The 19469-nt window shown below is 64.3% G+C and carries 18 protein-coding genes; 8 read left to right on the top strand and 10 right to left on the bottom strand.

Translation table 11 applies throughout. The features are described 5' to 3' along the window. The first annotated feature begins 135 nt into the window (after positions 1–135). The 5 genes from JG746_RS00755 (at position 136) to JG746_RS00735 (ending at position 5796) form a co-directional block, all read left to right on the top strand. Complete coding sequence (locus JG746_RS00755; RefSeq protein WP_202356445.1) at positions 136–1290, top strand: ABC transporter substrate-binding protein; 1155 nt, start codon at positions 136–138, stop codon at positions 1288–1290. 208 nt (positions 1291–1498) lie between these two features. Next, complete coding sequence (locus tag JG746_RS00750) at positions 1499–2497, top strand: ABC transporter ATP-binding protein (RefSeq protein WP_202356444.1); 999 nt, start codon at positions 1499–1501, stop codon at positions 2495–2497. Further along, complete coding sequence (locus JG746_RS00745) at positions 2494–3462, top strand: ABC transporter permease (RefSeq protein WP_202356443.1); 969 nt, start codon at positions 2494–2496, stop codon at positions 3460–3462. Before JG746_RS00750 ends, JG746_RS00745 begins: the two co-directional genes overlap by 4 nt. Further along, positions 3452–4267, top strand: a complete 816-nt coding sequence (locus tag JG746_RS00740) for an ABC transporter permease (RefSeq protein ID WP_115141083.1) — start codon at positions 3452–3454, stop codon at positions 4265–4267. Before JG746_RS00745 ends, JG746_RS00740 begins: the two co-directional genes overlap by 11 nt. 101 nt (positions 4268–4368) lie before the next feature. Next, positions 4369–5796, top strand: coding sequence for a gamma-aminobutyraldehyde dehydrogenase (locus JG746_RS00735; protein WP_202356442.1), 1428 nt, complete (start codon positions 4369–4371; stop codon positions 5794–5796). Positions 5797–6019: 223 nt separating this feature from the next. Here JG746_RS00735 and JG746_RS00730 read toward each other — a convergent pair whose 3' ends face one another. The 10 genes from JG746_RS00730 to JG746_RS00685 form a co-directional block, all read right to left on the bottom strand. Further along, positions 6020–6334: a hypothetical protein gene (locus JG746_RS00730; RefSeq protein ID WP_202356441.1), complete on the bottom strand. Its 315-nt coding sequence runs from the start codon at positions 6332–6334 to the stop codon at positions 6020–6022. Between the two features lie 133 nt (positions 6335–6467). After that, entirely contained in the window at positions 6468–6830 is a 363-nt protein-coding gene (locus JG746_RS00725; protein WP_202356440.1) for a nuclear transport factor 2 family protein, read from the bottom strand. Positions 6831–6914: 84 nt separating this feature from the next. Beyond that, positions 6915–7394: a carboxymuconolactone decarboxylase family protein gene (locus JG746_RS00720; protein WP_202356439.1), complete on the bottom strand. Its 480-nt coding sequence runs from the start codon at positions 7392–7394 to the stop codon at positions 6915–6917. A gap of 109 nt (positions 7395–7503) precedes the next feature. Next, entirely contained in the window at positions 7504–9057 is a 1554-nt protein-coding gene (locus JG746_RS00715; RefSeq protein ID WP_202356438.1) for an alpha/beta fold hydrolase, read from the bottom strand. A 116-nt stretch (positions 9058–9173) separates the two neighbouring features. Continuing rightward, positions 9174–9482, bottom strand: coding sequence for a formate dehydrogenase subunit delta (locus JG746_RS00710; protein WP_202356437.1), 309 nt, complete (start codon positions 9480–9482; stop codon positions 9174–9176). Then, positions 9472–10302, bottom strand: a complete 831-nt coding sequence (gene fdhD / locus JG746_RS00705) for a formate dehydrogenase accessory sulfurtransferase FdhD (RefSeq protein WP_202356436.1) — start codon at positions 10300–10302, stop codon at positions 9472–9474. Before fdhD ends, JG746_RS00710 begins: the two co-directional genes overlap by 11 nt. 2 nt (positions 10303–10304) lie before the next feature. Further along, positions 10305–13217: a formate dehydrogenase subunit alpha gene (gene fdhF / locus JG746_RS00700; RefSeq protein WP_202356435.1), complete on the bottom strand. Its 2913-nt coding sequence runs from the start codon at positions 13215–13217 to the stop codon at positions 10305–10307. 10 nt (positions 13218–13227) lie between these two features. Then, positions 13228–14784 carry a formate dehydrogenase beta subunit gene (locus tag JG746_RS00695; RefSeq protein WP_202356434.1) on the bottom strand — a complete coding sequence of 519 codons (1557 nt, stop codon included), beginning with the start codon at positions 14782–14784 and terminating at the stop codon, positions 13228–13230. After that, entirely contained in the window at positions 14781–15260 is a 480-nt protein-coding gene (locus tag JG746_RS00690) for a formate dehydrogenase subunit gamma (protein ID WP_202356433.1), read from the bottom strand. The genes JG746_RS00695 and JG746_RS00690 overlap by 4 nt, the downstream gene beginning before the upstream one ends. A 135-nt stretch (positions 15261–15395) precedes the next feature. Further along, entirely contained in the window at positions 15396–16295 is a 900-nt protein-coding gene (locus tag JG746_RS00685; RefSeq protein WP_202356432.1) for a LysR family transcriptional regulator, read from the bottom strand. A 183-nt stretch (positions 16296–16478) separates the two neighbouring features. Between JG746_RS00685 and JG746_RS00680 the strand changes: the two genes are divergently transcribed. The 3 genes from JG746_RS00680 to JG746_RS00670 all read left to right on the top strand — a co-directional run bounded on the left by JG746_RS00680 (position 16479) and on the right by JG746_RS00670 (position 19457). After that, positions 16479–17705 (top strand): sensor domain-containing diguanylate cyclase, encoded by a 1227-nt coding sequence (locus JG746_RS00680; RefSeq protein ID WP_244730625.1) that lies wholly within the window; start codon positions 16479–16481, stop codon positions 17703–17705. A gap of 102 nt (positions 17706–17807) precedes the next feature. Further along, a complete protein-coding gene (locus tag JG746_RS00675) occupies positions 17808–18449 on the top strand; it encodes a DUF47 domain-containing protein (protein WP_202356430.1) in 642 nt (213 codons plus the stop codon). Between the two features lie 3 nt (positions 18450–18452). Next, on the top strand, positions 18453–19457 hold the full coding sequence (locus JG746_RS00670; RefSeq protein ID WP_202356429.1) for an inorganic phosphate transporter: 1005 nt from the start codon (positions 18453–18455) through the stop codon (positions 19455–19457). The last annotated feature ends 12 nt before the right edge of the window (positions 19458–19469 follow it).

Genomic DNA, 19469 nt, shown 5'->3' with positions numbered 1-19469 from the left:
TTCAGTTTCAAGGACCAAAGCCGCCATTAGAGCGGCATCAGGTCCACGGACGAACGGATACGTTTTTCAGTCCGCGCGTGATCTGGCGAAAACCGGAGCGGTTTCGGGATCAGGCGCCAAAATGGGAGATCGATGATGAATTCATTCCTGAAGTCATGCACGGCGCTGACGGTCGCGCTGACCTTCTCCGGCCAGGCCATTGCCCAGGTCAAGGAACTCGGCAAGGGCGAAGGCCAGGTCAACATCGTTGCCTGGCCTGGCTATATCGAGCGCGGCGAGACCGACAAGGGCTATGACTGGGTCACCGCCTTCGAGAAGGAGAGCGGCTGCAAGGTCAACGTCAAGACCGCCAACACGTCGGACGAGATGGTCTCGCTGATGAACGAGGGCGGTTTCGACCTCGTGACGGCTAGCGGCGATGCCTCGCTGCGCCTCGTCGCCGGCAAGCGCGTGCAGCCGATCAACACCGATCTCATCCCGAGCTGGAAAAACGTCGACGACCGGCTGAAGGACGCCCCCTGGTTCACCGTCGACAAGGTGCATTACGGCGTCCCCTATCAGTGGGGGCCGAACATCCTGATGTATAACACCGAGGTGTTCAAGGAAGCGCCCAAGAGCTGGAACGTCGTGTTCGAGGAAATGAAGCTGCCGGACGGCAAGTCCAACAAGGGCCGCGTCCAGGCTTATGACGGCCCGATCCACATTGCCGATGCCGCGAACTACCTGATGTTCCACAAGCCGGAACTCGGCATCAAGGACCCTTACGAACTGAACGAGGACCAGTACAAGGCGGCGCTCGACCTGCTGCGCGTTCAGCGCACGCTGGTTGGCCGCTACTGGCATGACGCAGCCATCCAGGTCGACGATTTCCAGAATGAAGGCGTCGTCGCCTCTGGTTCGTGGCCGTATCAGGTCAACACGCTGGTCGCCTCCAAGAAGCCGGTTGCCTCGACCGTGCCGGAAGAAGGCGTCACCGGCTGGGCCGACACCACCATGATGGAAGCCGACGCGGCCCACCCGAACTGCGCCTATATGTGGCTCGAACATTCGCTGTCGCCGAAGGTGCAGGGCGATGTCTCCGCCTGGTTCGGATCGCTCCCCGTGGTGCCCGCCGCCTGCAAGGGCAACGAGCTCCTGACCGACGAAGGCTGCAAGACCAACGGGTACGAGAATTTCGACAAGATCAAGTTCTGGAAGACGCCGGTCTCGAAATGCGTCACCCAGAACGACCAGTGCGTGCCCTATTACCGCTGGGTGTCGGACTATATCGGCGTCATCGGCGGACGGTGATTTCGCTTACCCTCCCCTTGTGGGGAGGGTCGACGCGCAGCGTCGGGGTGGGGGCTGTCCGACAGGTCGGCGCCATCACCCTCACCCGCGGCTTCGCCGCGACCTCCCCCATCGAGGGGGAGGTGAAGCGGCGCGCGAATTTCGCAATCCTAGCCAGATTCGTAGCTGAGGATGATTTTGACAAAACCGGCAACAGACTGACAGTCCGATGACATCAGCCGTCTCCTTCCAGAAAGTCTCGCGCCATTTCGGCAGCGTGCGCGCGGTCGACGCGGTCGATCTCGACATTGCGCCGGGCGAGTTCTTCGCCATGCTTGGTCCCTCGGGGTCGGGCAAGACCACTTGCCTGCGCCTCATCGCCGGCTTCGAGCAGCCGACTTCGGGCTCGATCTCGATCTTCGGCGAACGCGCCGAGGGCGTGCCGCCCTATCGCCGCAACGTCAACACCGTCTTCCAGGACTATGCGCTGTTCCCGCATCTCAATGTGCTGGATAACGTCGCCTACGGGCTGATGGTCAAGGGCGTCGGCAAGGCCGAACGGCACAAGGCGGCCGAGGAGGCGTTGTCGCTGGTGCGGCTGCCAGGCTACGGCGCCCGCCGCCCCGGCCAGCTTTCCGGCGGCCAGCGCCAGCGCGTCGCGCTCGCCCGCGCTCTGGTCAACCAGCCCAAGGTGCTGCTGCTCGACGAACCGCTCGGGGCGCTCGACCTGAAGCTGCGCGAGAACATGCAGGAAGAGCTGAAATCGCTGCAGAAGGCGCTCGGCATCACCTTTGTCTTCGTCACCCACGACCAGGGCGAGGCGCTGTCCATGGCCGACCGCGTCGCCGTCTTCAACGACGGCAGGATCATGCAGATCGGCACGCCGGAGGATATCTACCAGCGACCCCGCACGCGTTTCGTCGCCGATTTCGTCGGCTCCTCCAACGTGCTGCCGCCGGATTTCGTCCAGCGTTATTCCGGCCAGCACCGCTGGGGCAGCCTTCGCCCTGAATCCGTTCGCGTCAGCCGTGCCGCAAGCGGCGAAGGCGTCGCCGCCCGACTGATCTCGACCAACTATCTCGGCGCCACCACCAGGCTCGCGCTCGACGCCGATGGGTTGAAGCTGCACGCCGTGGTGCCGGCCGGCACCGCCCTGCCTGCCGAAGGCGAGGCGGTCATGCTCACCTTCAACCGCGAGCACCTGCACCTGATGGATGAACCGGCATGAGCGTCGACGCCACCATGCCACGCGCCACCGCCCCCGCCATCCTGCCCGGCAGCGGCGGCATGCGCGGCGCGCTGTCGGACTTGTTCTGGCGCCGGCCGCAACTGCTTCTGCTGCTCATGCTTTTGCCGCCTGTGCTGTGGCTCGGCATCGTCTATATCGGCTCGCTCTTCGCGCTGCTGGCGCAGAGCTTTTTCTCCATCGACGAGTACTCCGGCCTCATCAACCGCCAGTTCACGCTGAAGACCTATGGCGATCTGCTCCAGGCCGCCAATCTCGACATCATCCTGCGCACGGTCACCATGGCGGCATTGGTCACGCTGGCCTCGGCCATCGTCGCCTTTCCGATCGCCCACTACGCCGCGCGCTATGCGCGTGGCCGCTGGAAGGCGCTGTTCTATCTCGGCGTCATGCTGCCGCTTTGGTCGAGCTATCTGGTCAAGATCTATGCCTGGAAGCTGATTCTCGCCAAGGAAGGCATCCTCACCTGGCTCCTCGCCAAACTGCATGTGCTGTGGCTGCTCGATGCCTGGCTGTCGCTGCCGGTCGTCGGCGGCAACTCGCTGTCGGTGTCGTTCACCGGCACCTTCATCGTCTTCGTCTATGTCTGGCTGCCCTTCATGATCCTCCCCGTTCAGGCGGCATTGGAGCGCGTGCCCGGCAATCTGGTCGAGGCTTCTTCCGATCTCGGCGCCTCGCCGGGCCAGACCTTCCGCAACGTGCTGTTCCCGCTGGCATTGCCCGGCATTGTCGCCGGCTCGATCTTCACCTTTTCCCTGACATTGGGCGATTACATCATCCCGCAGATCATCGGCACCTCGCGCCTGTTCATCGGCCAGGCCGTCTATTCGCAGCAAGGCACCGCCGGCAACATCCCGCTCGCCGCAGCCTTCACCGTGGTGCCCATCGTCATCATGGGCTTCTATCTCTGGGGCGCTAAGCGCATGGGGGCCTTCGATGCGCTCTGACCGTGGCCAGTCGGCTCCGCTCGGGCTGAAGATCGCCGCCGCCTGCGGCCTGCTCTTCCTGCATCTGCCGATCCTGCTGATCTTCGTCTACGCCTTCACCACCGAGGAGAAGAGTTTCGTCTGGCCACCGCCAGGTCTGACCACGCAGTGGTTTGCCGTCACCTGGAACCGGCCCGACGTCTGGGAGGCGCTGTCGCTGTCGGTGCGCGTCGCCGCCATTTCGACGGCGATCGCGCTGGTGCTCGGCACGCTGTGCGCCGCCGCGGTGTCACGGACGAAATTCTTCGGCCGCGAGACCATCTCGCTGCTGGTCATCCTGCCCATCGCGCTGCCTGGCATCATCACCGGCATCGCGCTGCGCTCGGCCTTTTCGCTCGCCGACATACCCTTCTCGTTCTGGACGATCGTACTCGGCCACGCCACTTTCTGCGTGGTCGTCGTCTATAACAATGCGGTGGCCCGCTTCCGCCGCACCTCGGGCTCGATGATCGAGGCCTCGATGGATCTCGGCGCCGACGGCTTCCAGACCTTCCGCCATGTCGTGCTGCCCAACATCGCCACCGCGCTGCTTGCCGGCGGCATGCTGGCCTTCGCCTTGTCTTTCGACGAAGTCATCGTCACCACCTTCACCGCCGGCCAGCAGCAGACCGTGCCGATCTGGATGCTGGAGGAACTGATCCGTCCGCGCCAGCGCCCGGTCACCAATGTCGTGGCCATGGTCGTCGTGCTGGTGACACTGCTGCCCATCCTGTTTGCCTATTACCTCACCCGCGACGGCGACCAGATCGCCGGCAGTGGGAAATGACAACGGCGAATAGGGAGTAGCGAATAGCGAATAGGGAAATCGCCAACCGCCCTATTTGCTGTCAGCTATTCGCTACTCGCTCCTGACAAAGGAGAAACCCAATGGATACCGAGATGCTGATCGGCTCGAAATTCGAGAACGGCGCCGAGACCGAGGAGGCGATCCTCAATCCGAAGACCGGGGCGACCATTATCAACCTGCCCGAGGCCGGCCAGGCGCAGATCGAGGCGGCGGTGGCTGCCGCCGAACAAGCGTTCGTCCTGTGGTCGCGTACCACGCCCGCGCAGCGCTCTGGCTATCTCCTCAAGATCGCCGACCGTATCGAGGCCGAGGCCAAGGAGTTCGCCGCGCTCGAGGCGCTGAACTGCGGCAAGCCGATCAATGCCGTGCTCAACGACGAGATCCCGGCCATCGTCGACTGCTACCGCTTCTTCGCCGGCGCGGTCCGTTCCATGCCGGGCGTCGTGGCGGGCGAATATCTGCCCGGCCACACCTCGATGGTGCGGCGCGACCCGATCGGCATCGTCGCCTCGATCGCGCCCTGGAACTACCCGCTGATGATGATGGCCTGGAAGCTGGCGCCGGCGATCGGCGGCGGCAACACCGTCGTCTTCAAGCCGTCGGAGCAGACGCCGCTGACGGCGCTGAAACTGGCCAGGATCCTGGCCGATATCCTGCCCGAAGGTGTGGTCAATGTCGTGCTCGGCCGCGGCGACAGCGTCGGCAACGCGCTGATCAACCATCCCAAGGTCAACATGATCTCGATCACCGGCGACGTCGCCACCGGTAAGAAGGTGCTGCAGGCCGCCGCCAAGTCGGTCAAGCGCACGCATCTCGAACTGGGCGGCAAGGCCCCGGTCATCGTCTTCGACGACGCCGACCTTGGCGCGGTGGTCAACGGCTTGCGCGCCTTCGGTTACTACAATGCCGGCCAGGACTGCACCGCCGCCTGCCGCATCTATGCCGGCAAGAAGGTCTACGACAAGCTTGTTGCCGATCTGTCCTCGGCTGTTTCGACCATCAAGTACAACCAGCCGCACGACACCGAAAACGAGATCGGCCCGCTGATCTCGCGCCGCCAGCGCGACCGCGTGTCGAGCTTCGTCGAACGCGCCTCCGAGCTGAAGCACATCGAGATCACCACCGGCGGCAAGCCGGGCGAGGGCACCGGCTTCTACTACCAGCCGACCGTCGTCGCCGGCGCGCTGCAGGAGGACGAAATCGTGCGCCGCGAAGTGTTCGGCCCGGTCGTCTCGGTCACCCGTTTCACGGAAGTGGACGAGGCAGTGAACTGGGCCAATGACAGCGACTACGGCCTGGCGTCATCGGTGTGGACCAAGGACGTCTCGCGCGCCATGGCGACGGCGGCGCGCCTGCAATATGGCTGCACCTGGATCAACACCCACTTCATGCTGACCAACGAGATGCCGCATGGCGGGCTGAAACAGTCCGGCTACGGCAAGGACATGTCGCTCTACGCGCTGGAAGACTATACCGCCGTGCGGCATGTGATGGTTGCGCATGGGTGAGAAGCGGTCCGCGCAGCGGGCGAAAAGCCCCAAATGGGCTTTTCGAGCGACGAACGCCCGGAGCCATGGCGAAAGGCCGGGCGGTGGCCATTTCCCTTCTGCCCGATCACGGGGAGAAGGTGGCCCGAAGGGCCGGATGAGGGGCGGCGCAAACCTTGCTGAGGTTGGCTCCGCCGCTCATCTGCCTGCCGGCATGTTCTCCGCGTAAACGGGGAGAAGAACGCTATTCGACGATGCGATAGATGTTCCACAGGCTGGTGCCTGACACGACATAGGGCTCCATCTCCTTGCCCCATTTGGCATGGGCGTCGATCTTGCCGATCTTGGCGAACATCGCCTCCAGCTGGGCCAGGCTTTCGACCTGGTGATGCGACTCGACCGTCGCTTCCCGCGCGCCGATCGATCCGGTCATGATCTGGAACTTCAGCTCGGCGAGACCGACCTGCGAGCCGATCTCGCGTTCCCATTTCTTCAACAGGTCAAGCACGGTCTGCTTATGCCCGAATTTGGCATCGATCTGCCATCTGGCGCTGAACATCTTCTTCTCCTCCGGGTTGCGGCCAGAGCACGATCCCGAAAACGGAATCCGGTTTTCGGAAAAGGATCATGCTCCAGCACGAAAACGGAGCCCCATCCCACTTCAATCGGGATAGACAGGCTCCGCGATTGATCTACTCGTCCCAGGCCTGCACGACCGTCTGCCGCGTGATGCGCCCGTTCTTGAGCTCCAACATCGCCGCGGCAAACACCTTGGTGCCGTCCGGATAGGCGCAAGCCTGGGTGAAGGCGAGGCTGTCGCCGTCGGCGATCGTGGTGTCGACCTTGTGGGTCATCGCCCGGCTGCAGATGTCGTCCCAGAAGGTGGCGATCGCCGCGCGCCCGCGGACTTCGCGCGGCTTGCTCGGCGGGTTGTTGCGGTCGATCACACGCACCAACGCGTCGTCGGCATAAAAGCTAGACAACATCTTACCATCGCGGCTCTCGATCGCCTTCTTGATTGCCGCGCCATCCACGACTTGAGTCTTGGTCAGCATCTTATCCTCCATGTGCCCGTCTTCACGATCGGGCGGTTGATATTCGGTAGGGGCTGCCCGGCGCTCGTCGTCGGGCAGGGATTTTCACTGTGACTTGGCCTTGACGGCCGCGAAGACGTCATCGGTCTGCTTCTTGAACGTGGCGAGATCGACCTGGCTGCCGTTGAGCATCGTCGACCAGTGGCGCACGATCGCCGCCATCGCGATCGTTTCCTTGATTTCCTCGTCGCTCGCACCGTTGAGCTTGGCCGCCTCGGTGTGGAAATAGATGCAGTACTGGCAAGGTATCTGCGAGGCGACCGCAAGGCCCATCAGCTCCTTGGTCTTGCCGTCGAGCGCGGTTTTCGGGTTGAGCTGGACGCCCTTGATCTCGGCCCAGGCGCCGGCGACCGCGACATCAGGCAGTGTCTTGAACATGTCCGGCACCGAGCCGAGCGTCGCCTGGATGTCCTTGTAGGCGGCTGTCGCCGAAGCATCCTCGGCCTTTGCGGGAGAGATCGTGGACAGCGCGCCAATGCCTGCCGCGATCACAAATGATCTGACGTTCAGTTTTGACTTGAGCATTTCATCCTCCGTTCGCAGTGCCTTCCCGGCGATATCCACCTCGGCCTGCATGGGGGAATTGATAGCGCTTACATCGGTGTGCCCGCTTCGCCCGAAAGCGCCATGGCTCTCATGGCCCGTCCGGGCCAGTGTGCCTGGCGGAAAATGCCGCCGCCGCCGCGCGCGATGGCAGTTCGAGCTTGAGCAGAATGTTGGCGACGTGGCGCTTGACCGTGTGTTCGCTCAGCCTGAGCTCGGCTGCAATCGCGGCATTGCTCTTGCCGTCGGCAATCAGGCTCACCACCTCGCTTTCCCGCGCCGTCAGCACGGCCGGTTCGCTCGTTTTGGTCCTGGCGCGGCAGTCAGGCTCCAGATGCTGTTCCGACATTGCCCGCACCAGTGCCATCGGCTCGTCCAGATCGTCCAGCGTGACCCGGCTGGCGTCTTCAAAATGCAGGCCCGAGCCGGTTGCCAGATCAGCGACCAGCCGCGACGCCAGGATATCGCCTCGGCTGGCCTGCGCGGCGAGTTGCATCGTCACCCGCGCCGTCAGCCCAACTGGCGGCCCGCGCAGTTCGATCTCACCGACGTGCGCGCCCTGCGCGCTGGCCACGCCGATGCCTTGTGCCGCCTCGCGCAGCGCCGCCGCACAGCGTATGGCGCGCGCCGGCCCATCGAAGCGCGAAATCATCATTTCGCCTTGCGTACCCAGCGCGCGGCCACCATGGCGGCCGACCAGCGACCGCCAGGTTTCCTGGAAGCGCTCGCTGCGTTCGCTCCACATACGGTCGCCCATCCGTGTCGTATCGTAGATGCGCGTCACCAGGAGTGCCGCCAGCACGCGGTCCGCTTCGGCGACGGCGCGCTCGCCGGTCAGGAACTCCTCGATCAGGTCGGCGACCCGGTCGACATCGCCGGTCCAGATCGGATGGTCACGCCCCGGAATCTCGACCAGCCGCGCATTCGGAATCCTCTTGGCCAGGAAGCGGCTCGCGTCGGGATGGACCCGCGCATCGTTGCGGCGATGGATCAGCAGCGTCGGCGCGCTGATTGCCGCCAGCACGCCACGTACATCGATTTCCGCATTCATTCGCGCCAGTGCCACTGCTGCCGTCGGGCTCGCTGACAGCCGCTCGAAACGCGCCCACCACTGGGTAAAATGCGCGTCGTCGACCCGCCCCGGCGCGAAATTCGGCAAGGTGGCTCCGGTGCCCCAGGCCGTCTCGGCCGTGGCGATGAAGGCATCGAGGCGTTCGGGCGGCATCACCCATTTGTGGAAATGCGCATAGCCGCCATAGAGCGCCAGCGCGCGCGTCCGCTCGGGATAGGTGGCGGCGAACAGCATTGCCATAGGCGCACCTTCCGAGGCGCCAAGCAGGGCAGCACGACCACTGCCGGCGGCGTCCATCACCGCACGCACATCGTCCATGCGCGTTTCAAGACTGGGCAGGTTGTGCGCATCGACACGGTCGGAAAGACCGGTGCCGCGCTTGTCGAACAGGATCAGCCGCGAGAATGCCGACAGCCGCCTCAAGAGCCTTGTGTAGCCCTCGTCTTCCCAATGCAGGTCGAGATTGGAAATGAAGCCCGGGACGAAGACGAGATCAAGCGAACCCTGGCCGACCACCTGATAGGCGATCCGCACCTCGCCACTGAGGGCATATCGGGTCTCGATCGGCCTCACGAGGTTTCTTCCGCCCCGCCTGACGATTTCTGATCGTCAAACATAGCAGAGCCGCGCCGATAGCGGCAGCTCAAACTTTAGCGAAAGTGAATGTAAGCGCGGACGGCCCGTTGCGGCTATTTCTGCGACGCGGCGGCGTCGGCCGGGAAGGGCTTGAGCCCGAGCTTGATATCGGCCTCGGCTGGCGTGATCGGCCGCTTGATCCTGGCCGATGCAGCCACGACGAGCTCGTCGAAGCCTTCCCCGCTGTCCAGCAGCTCGAAGAACTGCCGCCGCATCCTGGGTTCCCAGAATTTGTTGATGTGCTCGGCGACGCCGGCAACACCTTCCTCGCGCGACTTGGAGTGGAAGAAGGCCGCGATCTGGTTGGCCATGCGCACCAGCTTTTCGCTGGTGCTCGTGATGTGGTCTTCGTCATGCGACATGCTGGGCAACTCCCAAAACCACCCGGTCCGGGTGGGTGAAAACATCGAAATCTTCGCCGCGCACCAGCGCCACCAGTGACATGCCGGCCTCATCGGCGGTGCGGATGGCAAGCGCGGTCGGTGCCGAGACGGCGATGATGAAGGCCGAGCCGATCGCCGCCGTCTTCTGCACCATTTCGACCGACACGCGCGACGTCACCACGACGGCGCCCGACGCGCCGCCGATGCCGGCCTTGGCCAACGCGCCGGCCAGCTTGTCCAGCGCATTGTGGCGGCCGACGTCCTCGCGCGCCATCACGACGCCCTTGCCGGGAATGTAGAAGCCGGCGGCATGCACGGCTCCGGTTTCCTGATGCAGTGGCTGCACCTTCGACAAGAGCTTGACGGAGCGGACGATGTCGTCGGCACCAAGCGTAAGTTTTGACGCACCAACGGCATCGACCGATCGCATCGCTTCCTCGATGGATTCGATGCCGCAGAGCCCGCAGCCGACCGGTCCGGCAAGCCTGCGCCGCCGCGCCTCGAAGCGTGTATTGGCCAGGTCCTTCAGCCGGATCTGAATATCGATGCCGGCGCCATGATCCTCGACCTCGATCGCCTCGATCTCTTGCGGGTCGGCGATGATGCCTTCGGTCAGTGAGAAACCGAGCGCGAAATCCTCGAAGTCGGCGGGGCTCGCCATCATCACCGCATGGGTGGTTCCGGCGAAGGAGAACGCCACCGGCGTCTCCTCCGGCACCATGCGGTTGGCAACAGCCGTGCCGCTGGCGCGGTGCGCCAGCCGCGATATCTCGGTCGTTGCTTTGCGGCGCGCGGCCACGGCTACTCCGCTGCCTGCAGCGCGGCGATGCGGCGGCTGTTCCTGGCCTGCTCGTCATACTCGCGCTGCCAGTCCGACGGGCCGTTGGAAGCGCCGACCTGCACCGCCGTCACCTTGTACTCCGGACAGTTGGTCGCCCAGTCGGAGAAGTCGGTGGTGATGACGTTGGCCTGCGTGTCCGGGTGGTGGAAGGTGGTGTAGACCACGCCCGGCGACACCCGGTCGGTGATCAGCGCCCGCAGCGTCGTCTCGCCGGAGCGGCTGGTCAGCCGCACCCAGTCGCCGTCGCGCAGGCCGCGGTTCTCGGCATCGTGCGGGTGGATCTCCAGCCGGTCTTCCGAGTGCCACATGACGTTGTCGGTGCGCCGCGTCTGCGCGCCGACATTGTACTGGCTGAGGATGCGGCCTGTGGTCAAAAGCAGCGGGAAGCGCGGCCCGGTCCTCTCGTCCGTCGCCACATATTCGGTGCGGATGAACTTGCCCTTGCCGCGCACGAAGCCGTCGATATGCATGATCGGCGTGCCGAGCGGGGCCTTTTCGTTGCAGGGCCACTGCACCGATCCGACCCGGTCGAGCAGCTCGAAGGAGACATTGGCGAAGCTCGGCGTCGTCTGGGCGATCTCGTCCATGATCTGCGACGGATGCGTGTAGTTCCAGTCGAGCCCGATAGCGCGGGCAAGCTCCTGCGTCGCCTCCCAGTCGGCATAGCGCGCCTTCGGTTCCAGCACCTTGCGCACCATGTTGATGCGGCGCTCGGCATTGGTGAAGGTGCCGTCCTTCTCCAGGAAGGTCGAGCCCGGCAGGAAGACATGCGCGTAGTTCGCCGTCTCGTTGAGGAAGAGATCGTGCACGACGACGCATTCCATGGCGGCGAGACCGCCGGCGACATGCTTGGTGTCGGGGTCGGACTGCAAGATGTCCTCGCCCTGGATGTAGATGCCCTTGAAGGAGCCGTCGACGGCGGCATCGAGCATGTTGGGGATGCGCAGGCCGGGTTCGTCGTCCAGCTTCACGCCCCACAGGCTCTCATAGATGTCGCGCACGGCTTCGCCGGAGATGTGGCGGTAGCCGGGCAGTTCGTGCGGGAAGGAGCCCATGTCGCACGAGCCCTGCACATTGTTCTGGCCACGCAGCGGGTTCACGCCGACGCCCGGCCGGCCGATATTGCCGGTGGCCATGGCGAGGTTGGCGATCGCCATCACCGTGGTCGAACCCTGGCTGTGTTCGGTGACGCCGAGGCCGTAGTAGATCGCGCCATTGCCGCCCTTGGCGTAGAGCCGCGCGGCACCCCGGATCAGCTCGGGGTCGACGCCGGAAAGCTTGCCGACGATCTCGGGGCTGTTTTCCGGCAAGGCGACGAAGGAGGCCCAATCCTGGAATTCCGTCCAGTCGCAGCGTTCGCGGATGAAGGCTTCGTCGAAAAGCCCTTCGGTGACGATGACATGCGCCAGCGAGGTCAGCACCGCCACGTTGGTGCCGGGCTTCAGCGGCAGGTGATAATCGGCCTCGATATGCGCCGACTTGACCATCTCGGTGCGGCGCGGATCGAGCACGATCAGCTTGGCACCCTGGCGCAGCCGCTTCTTCAGACGCGAGGCGAACACCGGATGGGCCGAAACCGGATTGGCGCCGATGACGACGGCGACGTCGGTGAATTCGACCGAGTCGAAATCCTGCGTGCCGGCCGAGGTGCCGTAGGTCTGGCCGAGCCCGTAGCCGGTCGGCGAATGGCAGACGCGGGCGCAGGTGTCGACGTTGTTGTTGCGGAAACCCTGCCGCACCAGCTTCTGGACGAGATAGGTCTCCTCATTCGTGCAGCGCGAGGAGGTGATGCCGCCGATCGAGGTGCGGCCGTACTGATACTGGATCCGGCGGAATTCCTTGGCCGTGTGGGCGATCGCCTCTTCCCAGCTCACCTCCCGCCACGGATCGGAAATCTTCTCGCGGATCATCGGCGACAGGATGCGGTCCTTGTGAGTGGCGTAGCCATAGGCGAAACGGCCCTTGACGCAGGAATGGCCGTGGTTCGCCTTGCCGTCCTTGTAGGGCATCATGCGGATGACTTCGTCATCCTTCACTTCGGCCTTGAACGAGCAGCCGACGCCGCAATAGGCGCAGGTGGTGACGGCCGAGCGTTCCGGCATGCCCTTCTCGAGCACCGTCTTCTCGCGCAGCGCGTCGGTCGGGCAAGCCTGCACGCAGGCGCCGCAGGACACGCATTCGGAGGCGATGAAATCCTCGTGCATGCCGGCGACCATGCGCGATTCGAAACCGCGGCCCTCGATGGTCAGCGCGAAGGTGCCCTGCACCTCCTCGCACGCCCGTACGCAGCGCGAGCAAACGATGCACTGCGCCGGATCATAGGTGAAATAGGGATTGGATTCGTCGCGGGCGATGTAGTCGACCGCCAGCGAGCCATGGCCGGGCGCCACGCCGTCTTCCTGCTTGACGTGGTTGCGGCCCTCGACGCCGTAGCGGTTCTCGGTCAGGCCGACCGACTTCGCCACCGTGTCGAATTCGCTGGCGCCGGTGCCGGCCTTCTCGTTCCAGCCGGTCGGATGGTCGGAGACGTAAAGCTCCATGACACCGCGGCGGATCGCGTCGAGCCGGTCGGACTGCGTGCGCACCACCATGCCTTCGCCGACCGGCGTCGTGCAGGAGGCCGGCGTGCCGCCGCGGCCTTCGATCTCGACCAGGCAGATGCGGCACGAGCCGAACGAGTCCAGCATGTCGGTGGCGCAGAGCTTCGGGATCTCGACGCCGCCTTCCATCGCCGCGCGCATGATCGAGGTGCCTTCCGGCACCGTGACGCTGCGGCCGTCGACGCTCAGCGTGACCTGCTTTTGCGCCCGTGATTCCGGGGTTCCGTAGTCGATCTCTTCGACGAGCGGTGGGAAGTCGGCCTTGATGTTCATCTGCCAGCTCCTATTCAGCAGCCACGCGCGCCGGCGCGGGCTTGAAATCTTCGGGGAAATGCGTGATCGAGCTCATCACCGGGTACGGCGTGAAGCCGCCCAGCGCGCACAGCGAACCGAACTTCATCGTGTTGCAGAGGTCGGTGACCAGAGCGAGGTTCTTTTCCGGCTCGATGCCGGCGGCGAGCCTGTCGATGGTCTCGATGCCGCGCGTCGAGCCGATGCGGCATGGCGTGCACTTGCCGCAGCTTTCGATGGCACAGAATTCCATGGCAAAGCGCGCCTGCTTCAGCATGTCGGCCGTGTCGTCGAACACGGTGATGCCGGCATGGCCGATCAGCCCGTCACGCTTGGCGAATTCTTCGTAGTCGAACGGCGTGTCGAACAGTCCGCGCGGGAAATAGGCGCCAAGCGGACCGCCGACCTGCACCGCCTTCACCGGACGGCCGGTGGCCGTGCCGCCGCCGATATCATCGACGATTTCACCCAGCGTCAGGCCGAAGGCGGTCTCGAACAGGCCGCCATTCCTGACATTGCCGGCGATCTGGATCGGGATCGTGCCGCGCGAGCGGCCCATGCCGAAATCCTTGTAGAAGGCCGCACCCTTGTCCATGATGATAGGCACGGAGGCCAGGCTGATGACGTTGTTGATCACCGTCGGCTTGCCGAACAGGCCCTGGATCGCCGGCAGCGGCGGCTTGGCGCGCACCACGCCGCGCTTGCCTTCCAGGCTGTTCAGCAGCGAGGTTTCCTCGCCGCAGACATAGGCGCCGGCGCCGACGCGGATTTCCATGTCGAAGGCGTTGGGCGAACCCAGCACATTGACGCCGAGCACGCCGGCCCTGCGGGCGATTTCGACGGCCTTGTTCATTGTCGCCACCGCATGCGGATATTCCGAGCGGATATAGACGAAGCCCTTGGTCGCCCCGGTGGCGATGCCGGCGATCGCCATGCCTTCGATCAGCACGAAGGGGTCGCCTTCCATGATCATGCGGTCGGCGAAGGTCGCGCTGTCGCCCTCGTCGGCGTTGCAGACGATGTATTTGCGCTCGGACGTCGTATCCAGCACCGTCTTCCACTTGATGCCGGTCGGGAAGCCGGCGCCGCCGCGGCCGCGCAGGCCCGAGTCCGTAACCTGCTTGACGATGTCGGCCGGCGCCATGGCCACGGCGTTCTGCAAGCCCTTGAGCCCGCCAAGCGATTTGTAGGCGTCGAGCGAAAGCGGGTCGTTGATGCCGCAGCGGGCAAAGGTCAGCCGCGTCTGCTTGGCCAGGAACGGGATCTTGTCGGGCGCACCGAGCCAGCGCTTGTGGTGGCCGCCGGTGAGGAAGCCGCTGTCGAACAGGCTCTTCACGTCGGAGGGCTTCACCGGTCCGTAGGCGACGCGGCCGTTGGCAGTCGCCACTTCGACCATGGGCTCGAGGAAATAGGCGCCGCGCGAGCCGTTGCGCACGATCTTGGCTTCGATGCCGCGTTCGGCGAGTTCCGCGCGAACAGCCTTGGCCACCTTTTCGGCGCCGAGCGCCAGCGCGCCGGAATCGCCGGGAATGTAGATGCGGGGGATCATGAGCGCACCTCGGCAAGGATCTCGTCGATCTTCTCGTCATCGAGCCGCCCGATCACCTCGCCGTCCAGCATCGCCGACGGCGAACAGGCGCAAAGCCCGAGGCAATAGACCGGCTCGAGTGTAACCGATCCGTCGCGGGTGGTCTCATGGAAACCGATGCCCAGCAACTGCTTGATCTTGGCGGCTACGGCATCCGAGCCCATCGACTGGCAGGCTTCCGCCTGGCAGAGCTTGAGCACATGCCGCCCGGCCGGACGGGCACGGAAATCATGGTAGAAGGTGACGACGCCGTGCACCTCGGCCCTGGAGAGGTTAAGCCCATCCGCGATGACCGGCAGTGCCGCCTGCGGCACGTGGCCGAACTCTTCCTGGATCTCGTGCAGGATCGGCAGCAACGGGCCTTCGAGGCCCTTCATCTCCTGGATAATCGCCGCCGTGCGCGATGCGATCTCGGTACTTGCAGGCTGCATCGTCATGCAGCGCCCTCCCTGGTCGGTAGCGTTCTAGCGCTAAGTCGTTACAAAAACAGAGGAAACCAGCGAAATCAATAAAGCTGATCCGTCGCTTGATAGAAATTTTCTATCAAGCACGCTCAGCCGCCATTCTCTACCCTAGCGGTGGTTGCGGAAATCGTCTGCCAGCGCCATTGCCTCGTCCAGCAGCGCCTGCACCAGCGGCGTGTGCGGCTCGCGCGGCGCGGCCACAAGGCCAACCGTGTGGCTGGCGTCGGGCTCGACGATCGGGATGGCCCGGATCGGTTCGGAAAAGCCGAATGTTTCCGCGAGGTTGAGCGGCATGATCGACGACCATTTGCCGGTGCGTATGTGCGAGAACAGCACGATCATCGAGTTGGATTCCAGCGTCGGCCGCACCTGCACGCCGGCCTCGGCCAGATGCTGGTCGATGATGCGGCGGTTCTGCATGTCCGGCGTCAGCAGGCACAGCGGCAACCGGCTGATCTCGGCCCATGTCACTTTGTCGCGGTCGGAATAGGGGTTTCCTACCGCCGTGATGAGCTGATAGCGCTCGTCATACAGCGGCACGCTGGTCACCCGCCCGAGCGGCTCGTTGTCGAGATAGGTGATGCCGGCGTCGATGTCGAAATTGCCGAGCAGCGACAAGACCTCGATGGAAGTGCGCGACAGCACCGAGAAGGTGACGCCCGGATGCTTTTCGCGAAACGGCGTCGTCAGCCGCGCCACCATGGCGAGTGCCGTCGGGATGGCGGCGATGCGGATGCGTCCGGAAAGACCGTGGCGCGCCGCGCGCATCTCCTCGCGCATGGTCCTTGAATCGCCCACGATGCGGCGCGCCCAGACCAGCACCTGCTTGCCTTCCGGCGTCAGCCCCTGGAACCGCGACCCGCGGTTGACCAGCATGACGCCGAGCTGCCCCTCCAGTTGCTTGATGCCGGCCGACAGGGTCGGCTGGGTGACGCCGCATGCTTCCGCCGCCCGGCCGAAATGCTCTTCCTTGGCCAATGCGATGAAGAATTCGAGTTTGTCGATCATGCCGGAGCCTTTTTGCGTCGCCGCGCGAAATCGCGCGGCGGAGCCGTTGATAGATCATCGCGCATGCGGCGGCGAATGGCGACAGCAAGCAATAACCAATTGATAATATTTGGTTCGCCATCATGGTCGGTGCGGCAGGGGCGCCGAAGACAGGTGGTTCGCATGCTCCAGGAGCATTCGGAAATGCCGGCGCCTTCCGTCGCTGACCTGCGCGAGGCAGCACGGCTCAGGGCCGTCGAGCGCTTCGATGTTCTGGACACGCCGCGCGAAGCGTCGTTCGACCGGATCACGCGATTGATCAAGACGGTCTTCGATGTCCCGATCGCCATCGTCTCGGTCATTGACGGGCACCGCCAATGGTACAAGGCCTGCGAGGGCCTGGCGGTCAATGAAGTCGAACGCAAGGCGACATTCTGCCAGTACACGATCCTTAGCGAGGAGCCGCTGATCGTCACCGACGCGACCAAGGATCCCCGTTTCGCCGACAATCCCATGGTCAGGAACGATCCTCATATCCGCTTCTACGCGGGCGTGCCCTTGCGAAGCCGCGACGGCCACAACATCGGCAGTGTCTGCGCGATCGGCTACACGCCGCGCGAATTCAGCGACCGCGATATCGCAATCCTGCAGGATTTCGCCGATCTTGCCATGGACGAGCTGGAACTGCGCCAGCACGCCTCCAGTGATGCGCTGACCGGCGTGCTGTCGCGGCGGGCCTTCATCGACCAGGGCAACAAGGCATTCGCGCTGGCGCAGCGTCAGCGCTTCGATTTCTCCTGCATTGCGTTTGATGTCGACCATTTCAAATCGGTCAACGACAATTTCGGCCATGCCGCGGGCGACAAGGTCCTGAGTGGTGTGGCCCGGCAATGCAGTGCAACCCTGCGGGACGTCGACATATTCGGACGCGTCGGAGGTGAGGAATTCGCGGTGCTTCTCTACACCGGCCGCAACGGTGCGCTTGAATCCGCCGAGCGGCTGCGTGGCACCATCGAGGCCATGCGGATCACGCACGGCGTACATGAAATGCAGGTCACCGCGAGCTTCGGAATTGCCTCGCTCGACCCGGCGACCAGCGGCCTGCAGGAACTGATCGAACGCGCCGACGCCGCCATGTACCGCTCGAAGCAAGCCGGCCGCAATCGGACCTCGGCCTGGAATTCCTCCCAGGGCGATCAGGTACGGCCGCGGCGCAGGGTGCTGAAGGCCGGGCAGATCGTCTTCAACGCCCGCATGTCGACCATCGACTGCACGGTTCGCAGCATTGGCGAGGATGGTGCCACCATCGACGTTTCGAACATCGCCGGCATTCCCGGCCAGTTCGTGCTGGCCATCAGGGCGGATCGGTTCGAGACGAAATGCCGGGTCGTCGCCCAGGCCGAAAGGCGTCTGGAACTCGCCTTCGAGTGATCGGGCTCCGACGGCCCCGGTGCTCAATCCACATATTTGAGCCGGCTTACTGTTCCCTGCGGCGCGATGCGGCGCTATGTGGATGAAACTGGGAGGTCGACAATGCTGGGCTGGTTCCGCAAGCTGCTGCCACGCGAGGATCGTTTCTTCGAGCTCTTCGAGCGGCATTCCCGTACGGTGGTCGGCGGCGCGGAAGCGCTGCAGCTGCTGCTTCAGGGCAAGGACATCGATCGCTGGTGCCAGAAGATCGTCGATCTCGAGGACGAGGCCGATCATATCACGGCGGAAGTCCTGCTTGCCGTACGGCGCTCTTTCATCACGCCTTTCGATCGCGGCGACATCAAGGATCTGATCCAGTCGATGGATGACGCCATCGACATGATGCACAAGACCGTCAAGACGGTGAGGCTGTTCGAGAAGAGGGAGTTCGATCCGCTGATGCAGGAAATGGGTGCCGTCATCGTCGACGCCGCCCGCTTGGTCGCGGAAGCGATCCCGCTGCTCGCCAAGGTCGGCGCCAACAGCGCACGCCTCAACGCCCTCGCCGAGGAGGTGATGCGCGCCGAAGGCCGTGCCGACGATTTGCACGAGCAGGGCCTGAAGGACCTGTTCAGGCGCCATGGCCGCGGTGACGCGATGGCCTATCTCATCGGCAGCGAAATCTATGGCCAGCTGGAGAAGGTGGTCGACCGTTTCGAGGACGTCGCCAACGAGATCAGCGGCATCGTCATCGAGAACGTCTAGTCGATGGACGTCGCGATCGCTTTTCCCCTGTTGGCCGGCCTCGTCGCCGTCGCGCTGTTCTTCGATTTTCTCAATGGTCTGCACGATGCGGCCAATTCCATCGCCACCATCGTCTCCACCCGCGTGCTCCGGCCGCAATATGCAGTGCTGTGGGCGGCCTTCTTCAACTTCATCGCCTTCATGTTCTTCGGCCTGCATGTCGCCGAGACCGTTGGAAAGGGCATCGTCGACGTCAGCATCGTCACGCCGGCAGTGATCTTCTCGGCCCTGGTCGGCGCCATCGTCTGGAACATCGTCACCTGGATCGCCGGCATCCCCTCGAGCAGTTCGCACGCGCTGATCGGCGGGCTGGTCGGCGCCGGCGTTGCAAAGGGAGGCGTCGGCGCCATCGTCTGGTCGGGACTTGGCAAGACGGTCGCCGCGATCGTGCTGTCGCCGGCGACCGGTTTTGTCCTGGCGCTCGTCCTGGTCCTCGTGGTTTCGTGGCTGTTCGTGCGCCAGACGCCGTTCGCCGTCGACAACACGTTTCGCGTCCTGCAGTTCTTTTCCGCCTCGCTCTATTCGCTGGGCCATGGCGGCAACGATGCCCAGAAGACCATGGGCATCATCGCCGTGCTGCTCTATTCGCAAGGCATGCTCGGCGAGAAATTCTACGTGCCGCTCTGGGTCGTTCTGACCTGCCAGTCGGCGCTGGCGCTCGGCACGCTGTTCGGCGGCTGGCGGATCGTGCACACAATGGGGTCGAAGATCACCCGGCTCAATCCGATGCAGGGCTTCTGCGCCGAAACCGGCGGCGCCATAACGTTGTTCGCCGCCACGTGGCTTGGCGTTCCCGTATCGACCACGCATACGATTACCGGCGCCATCATCGGCGTCGGCGCCGCCCGCCGCGTCTCGGCGGTGCGCTGGGGCATCGCCGGCAACATCGTCATCGCCTGGGTCGTCACCTTGCCGGCGACGGCGGCGATCTCGGCTCTCACCTATTTCGTCACAAACCTGGCAGGCTGACCCGAAGCGCCG

Source organism: Mesorhizobium sp. 113-3-3 (assembly GCF_016756495.1).
Taxonomy (GTDB): domain Bacteria; phylum Pseudomonadota; class Alphaproteobacteria; order Rhizobiales; family Rhizobiaceae; genus Mesorhizobium.
This window is presented reverse-complemented; position numbering and strand designations above follow the sequence as displayed.

Coding starts and splice junctions, on each gene's coding strand:
- JG746_RS00745 (WP_202356443.1), top strand. CDS start 2,494: ATGAGCGTCGACGCCACCATGCCACGCGCCACCGCCCCCGCCATCCTG.
- JG746_RS00750 (WP_202356444.1), top strand. CDS start 1,499: ATGACATCAGCCGTCTCCTTCCAGAAAGTCTCGCGCCATTTCGGCAGC.
- JG746_RS00725 (WP_202356440.1), bottom strand. CDS start 6,830: ATGCTGACCAAGACTCAAGTCGTGGATGGCGCGGCAATCAAGAAGGCG.
- JG746_RS00735 (WP_202356442.1), top strand. CDS start 4,369: ATGGATACCGAGATGCTGATCGGCTCGAAATTCGAGAACGGCGCCGAG.
- JG746_RS00755 (WP_202356445.1), top strand. CDS start 136: ATGAATTCATTCCTGAAGTCATGCACGGCGCTGACGGTCGCGCTGACC.
- JG746_RS00675 (WP_202356430.1), top strand. CDS start 17,808: ATGCTGGGCTGGTTCCGCAAGCTGCTGCCACGCGAGGATCGTTTCTTC.
- fdhF (WP_202356435.1), bottom strand. CDS start 13,217: ATGAACATCAAGGCCGACTTCCCACCGCTCGTCGAAGAGATCGACTAC.
- JG746_RS00740 (WP_115141083.1), top strand. CDS start 3,452: ATGCGCTCTGACCGTGGCCAGTCGGCTCCGCTCGGGCTGAAGATCGCC.
- JG746_RS00720 (WP_202356439.1), bottom strand. CDS start 7,394: ATGCTCAAGTCAAAACTGAACGTCAGATCATTTGTGATCGCGGCAGGC.
- JG746_RS00690 (WP_202356433.1), bottom strand. CDS start 15,260: ATGACGATGCAGCCTGCAAGTACCGAGATCGCATCGCGCACGGCGGCG.
- JG746_RS00695 (WP_202356434.1), bottom strand. CDS start 14,784: ATGATCCCCCGCATCTACATTCCCGGCGATTCCGGCGCGCTGGCGCTC.
- JG746_RS00685 (WP_202356432.1), bottom strand. CDS start 16,295: ATGATCGACAAACTCGAATTCTTCATCGCATTGGCCAAGGAAGAGCAT.
- JG746_RS00670 (WP_202356429.1), top strand. CDS start 18,453: ATGGACGTCGCGATCGCTTTTCCCCTGTTGGCCGGCCTCGTCGCCGTC.
- JG746_RS00680 (WP_244730625.1), top strand. CDS start 16,479: ATGCCGGCGCCTTCCGTCGCTGACCTGCGCGAGGCAGCACGGCTCAGG.
- JG746_RS00710 (WP_202356437.1), bottom strand. CDS start 9,482: ATGTCGCATGACGAAGACCACATCACGAGCACCAGCGAAAAGCTGGTG.
- JG746_RS00730 (WP_202356441.1), bottom strand. CDS start 6,334: ATGTTCAGCGCCAGATGGCAGATCGATGCCAAATTCGGGCATAAGCAG.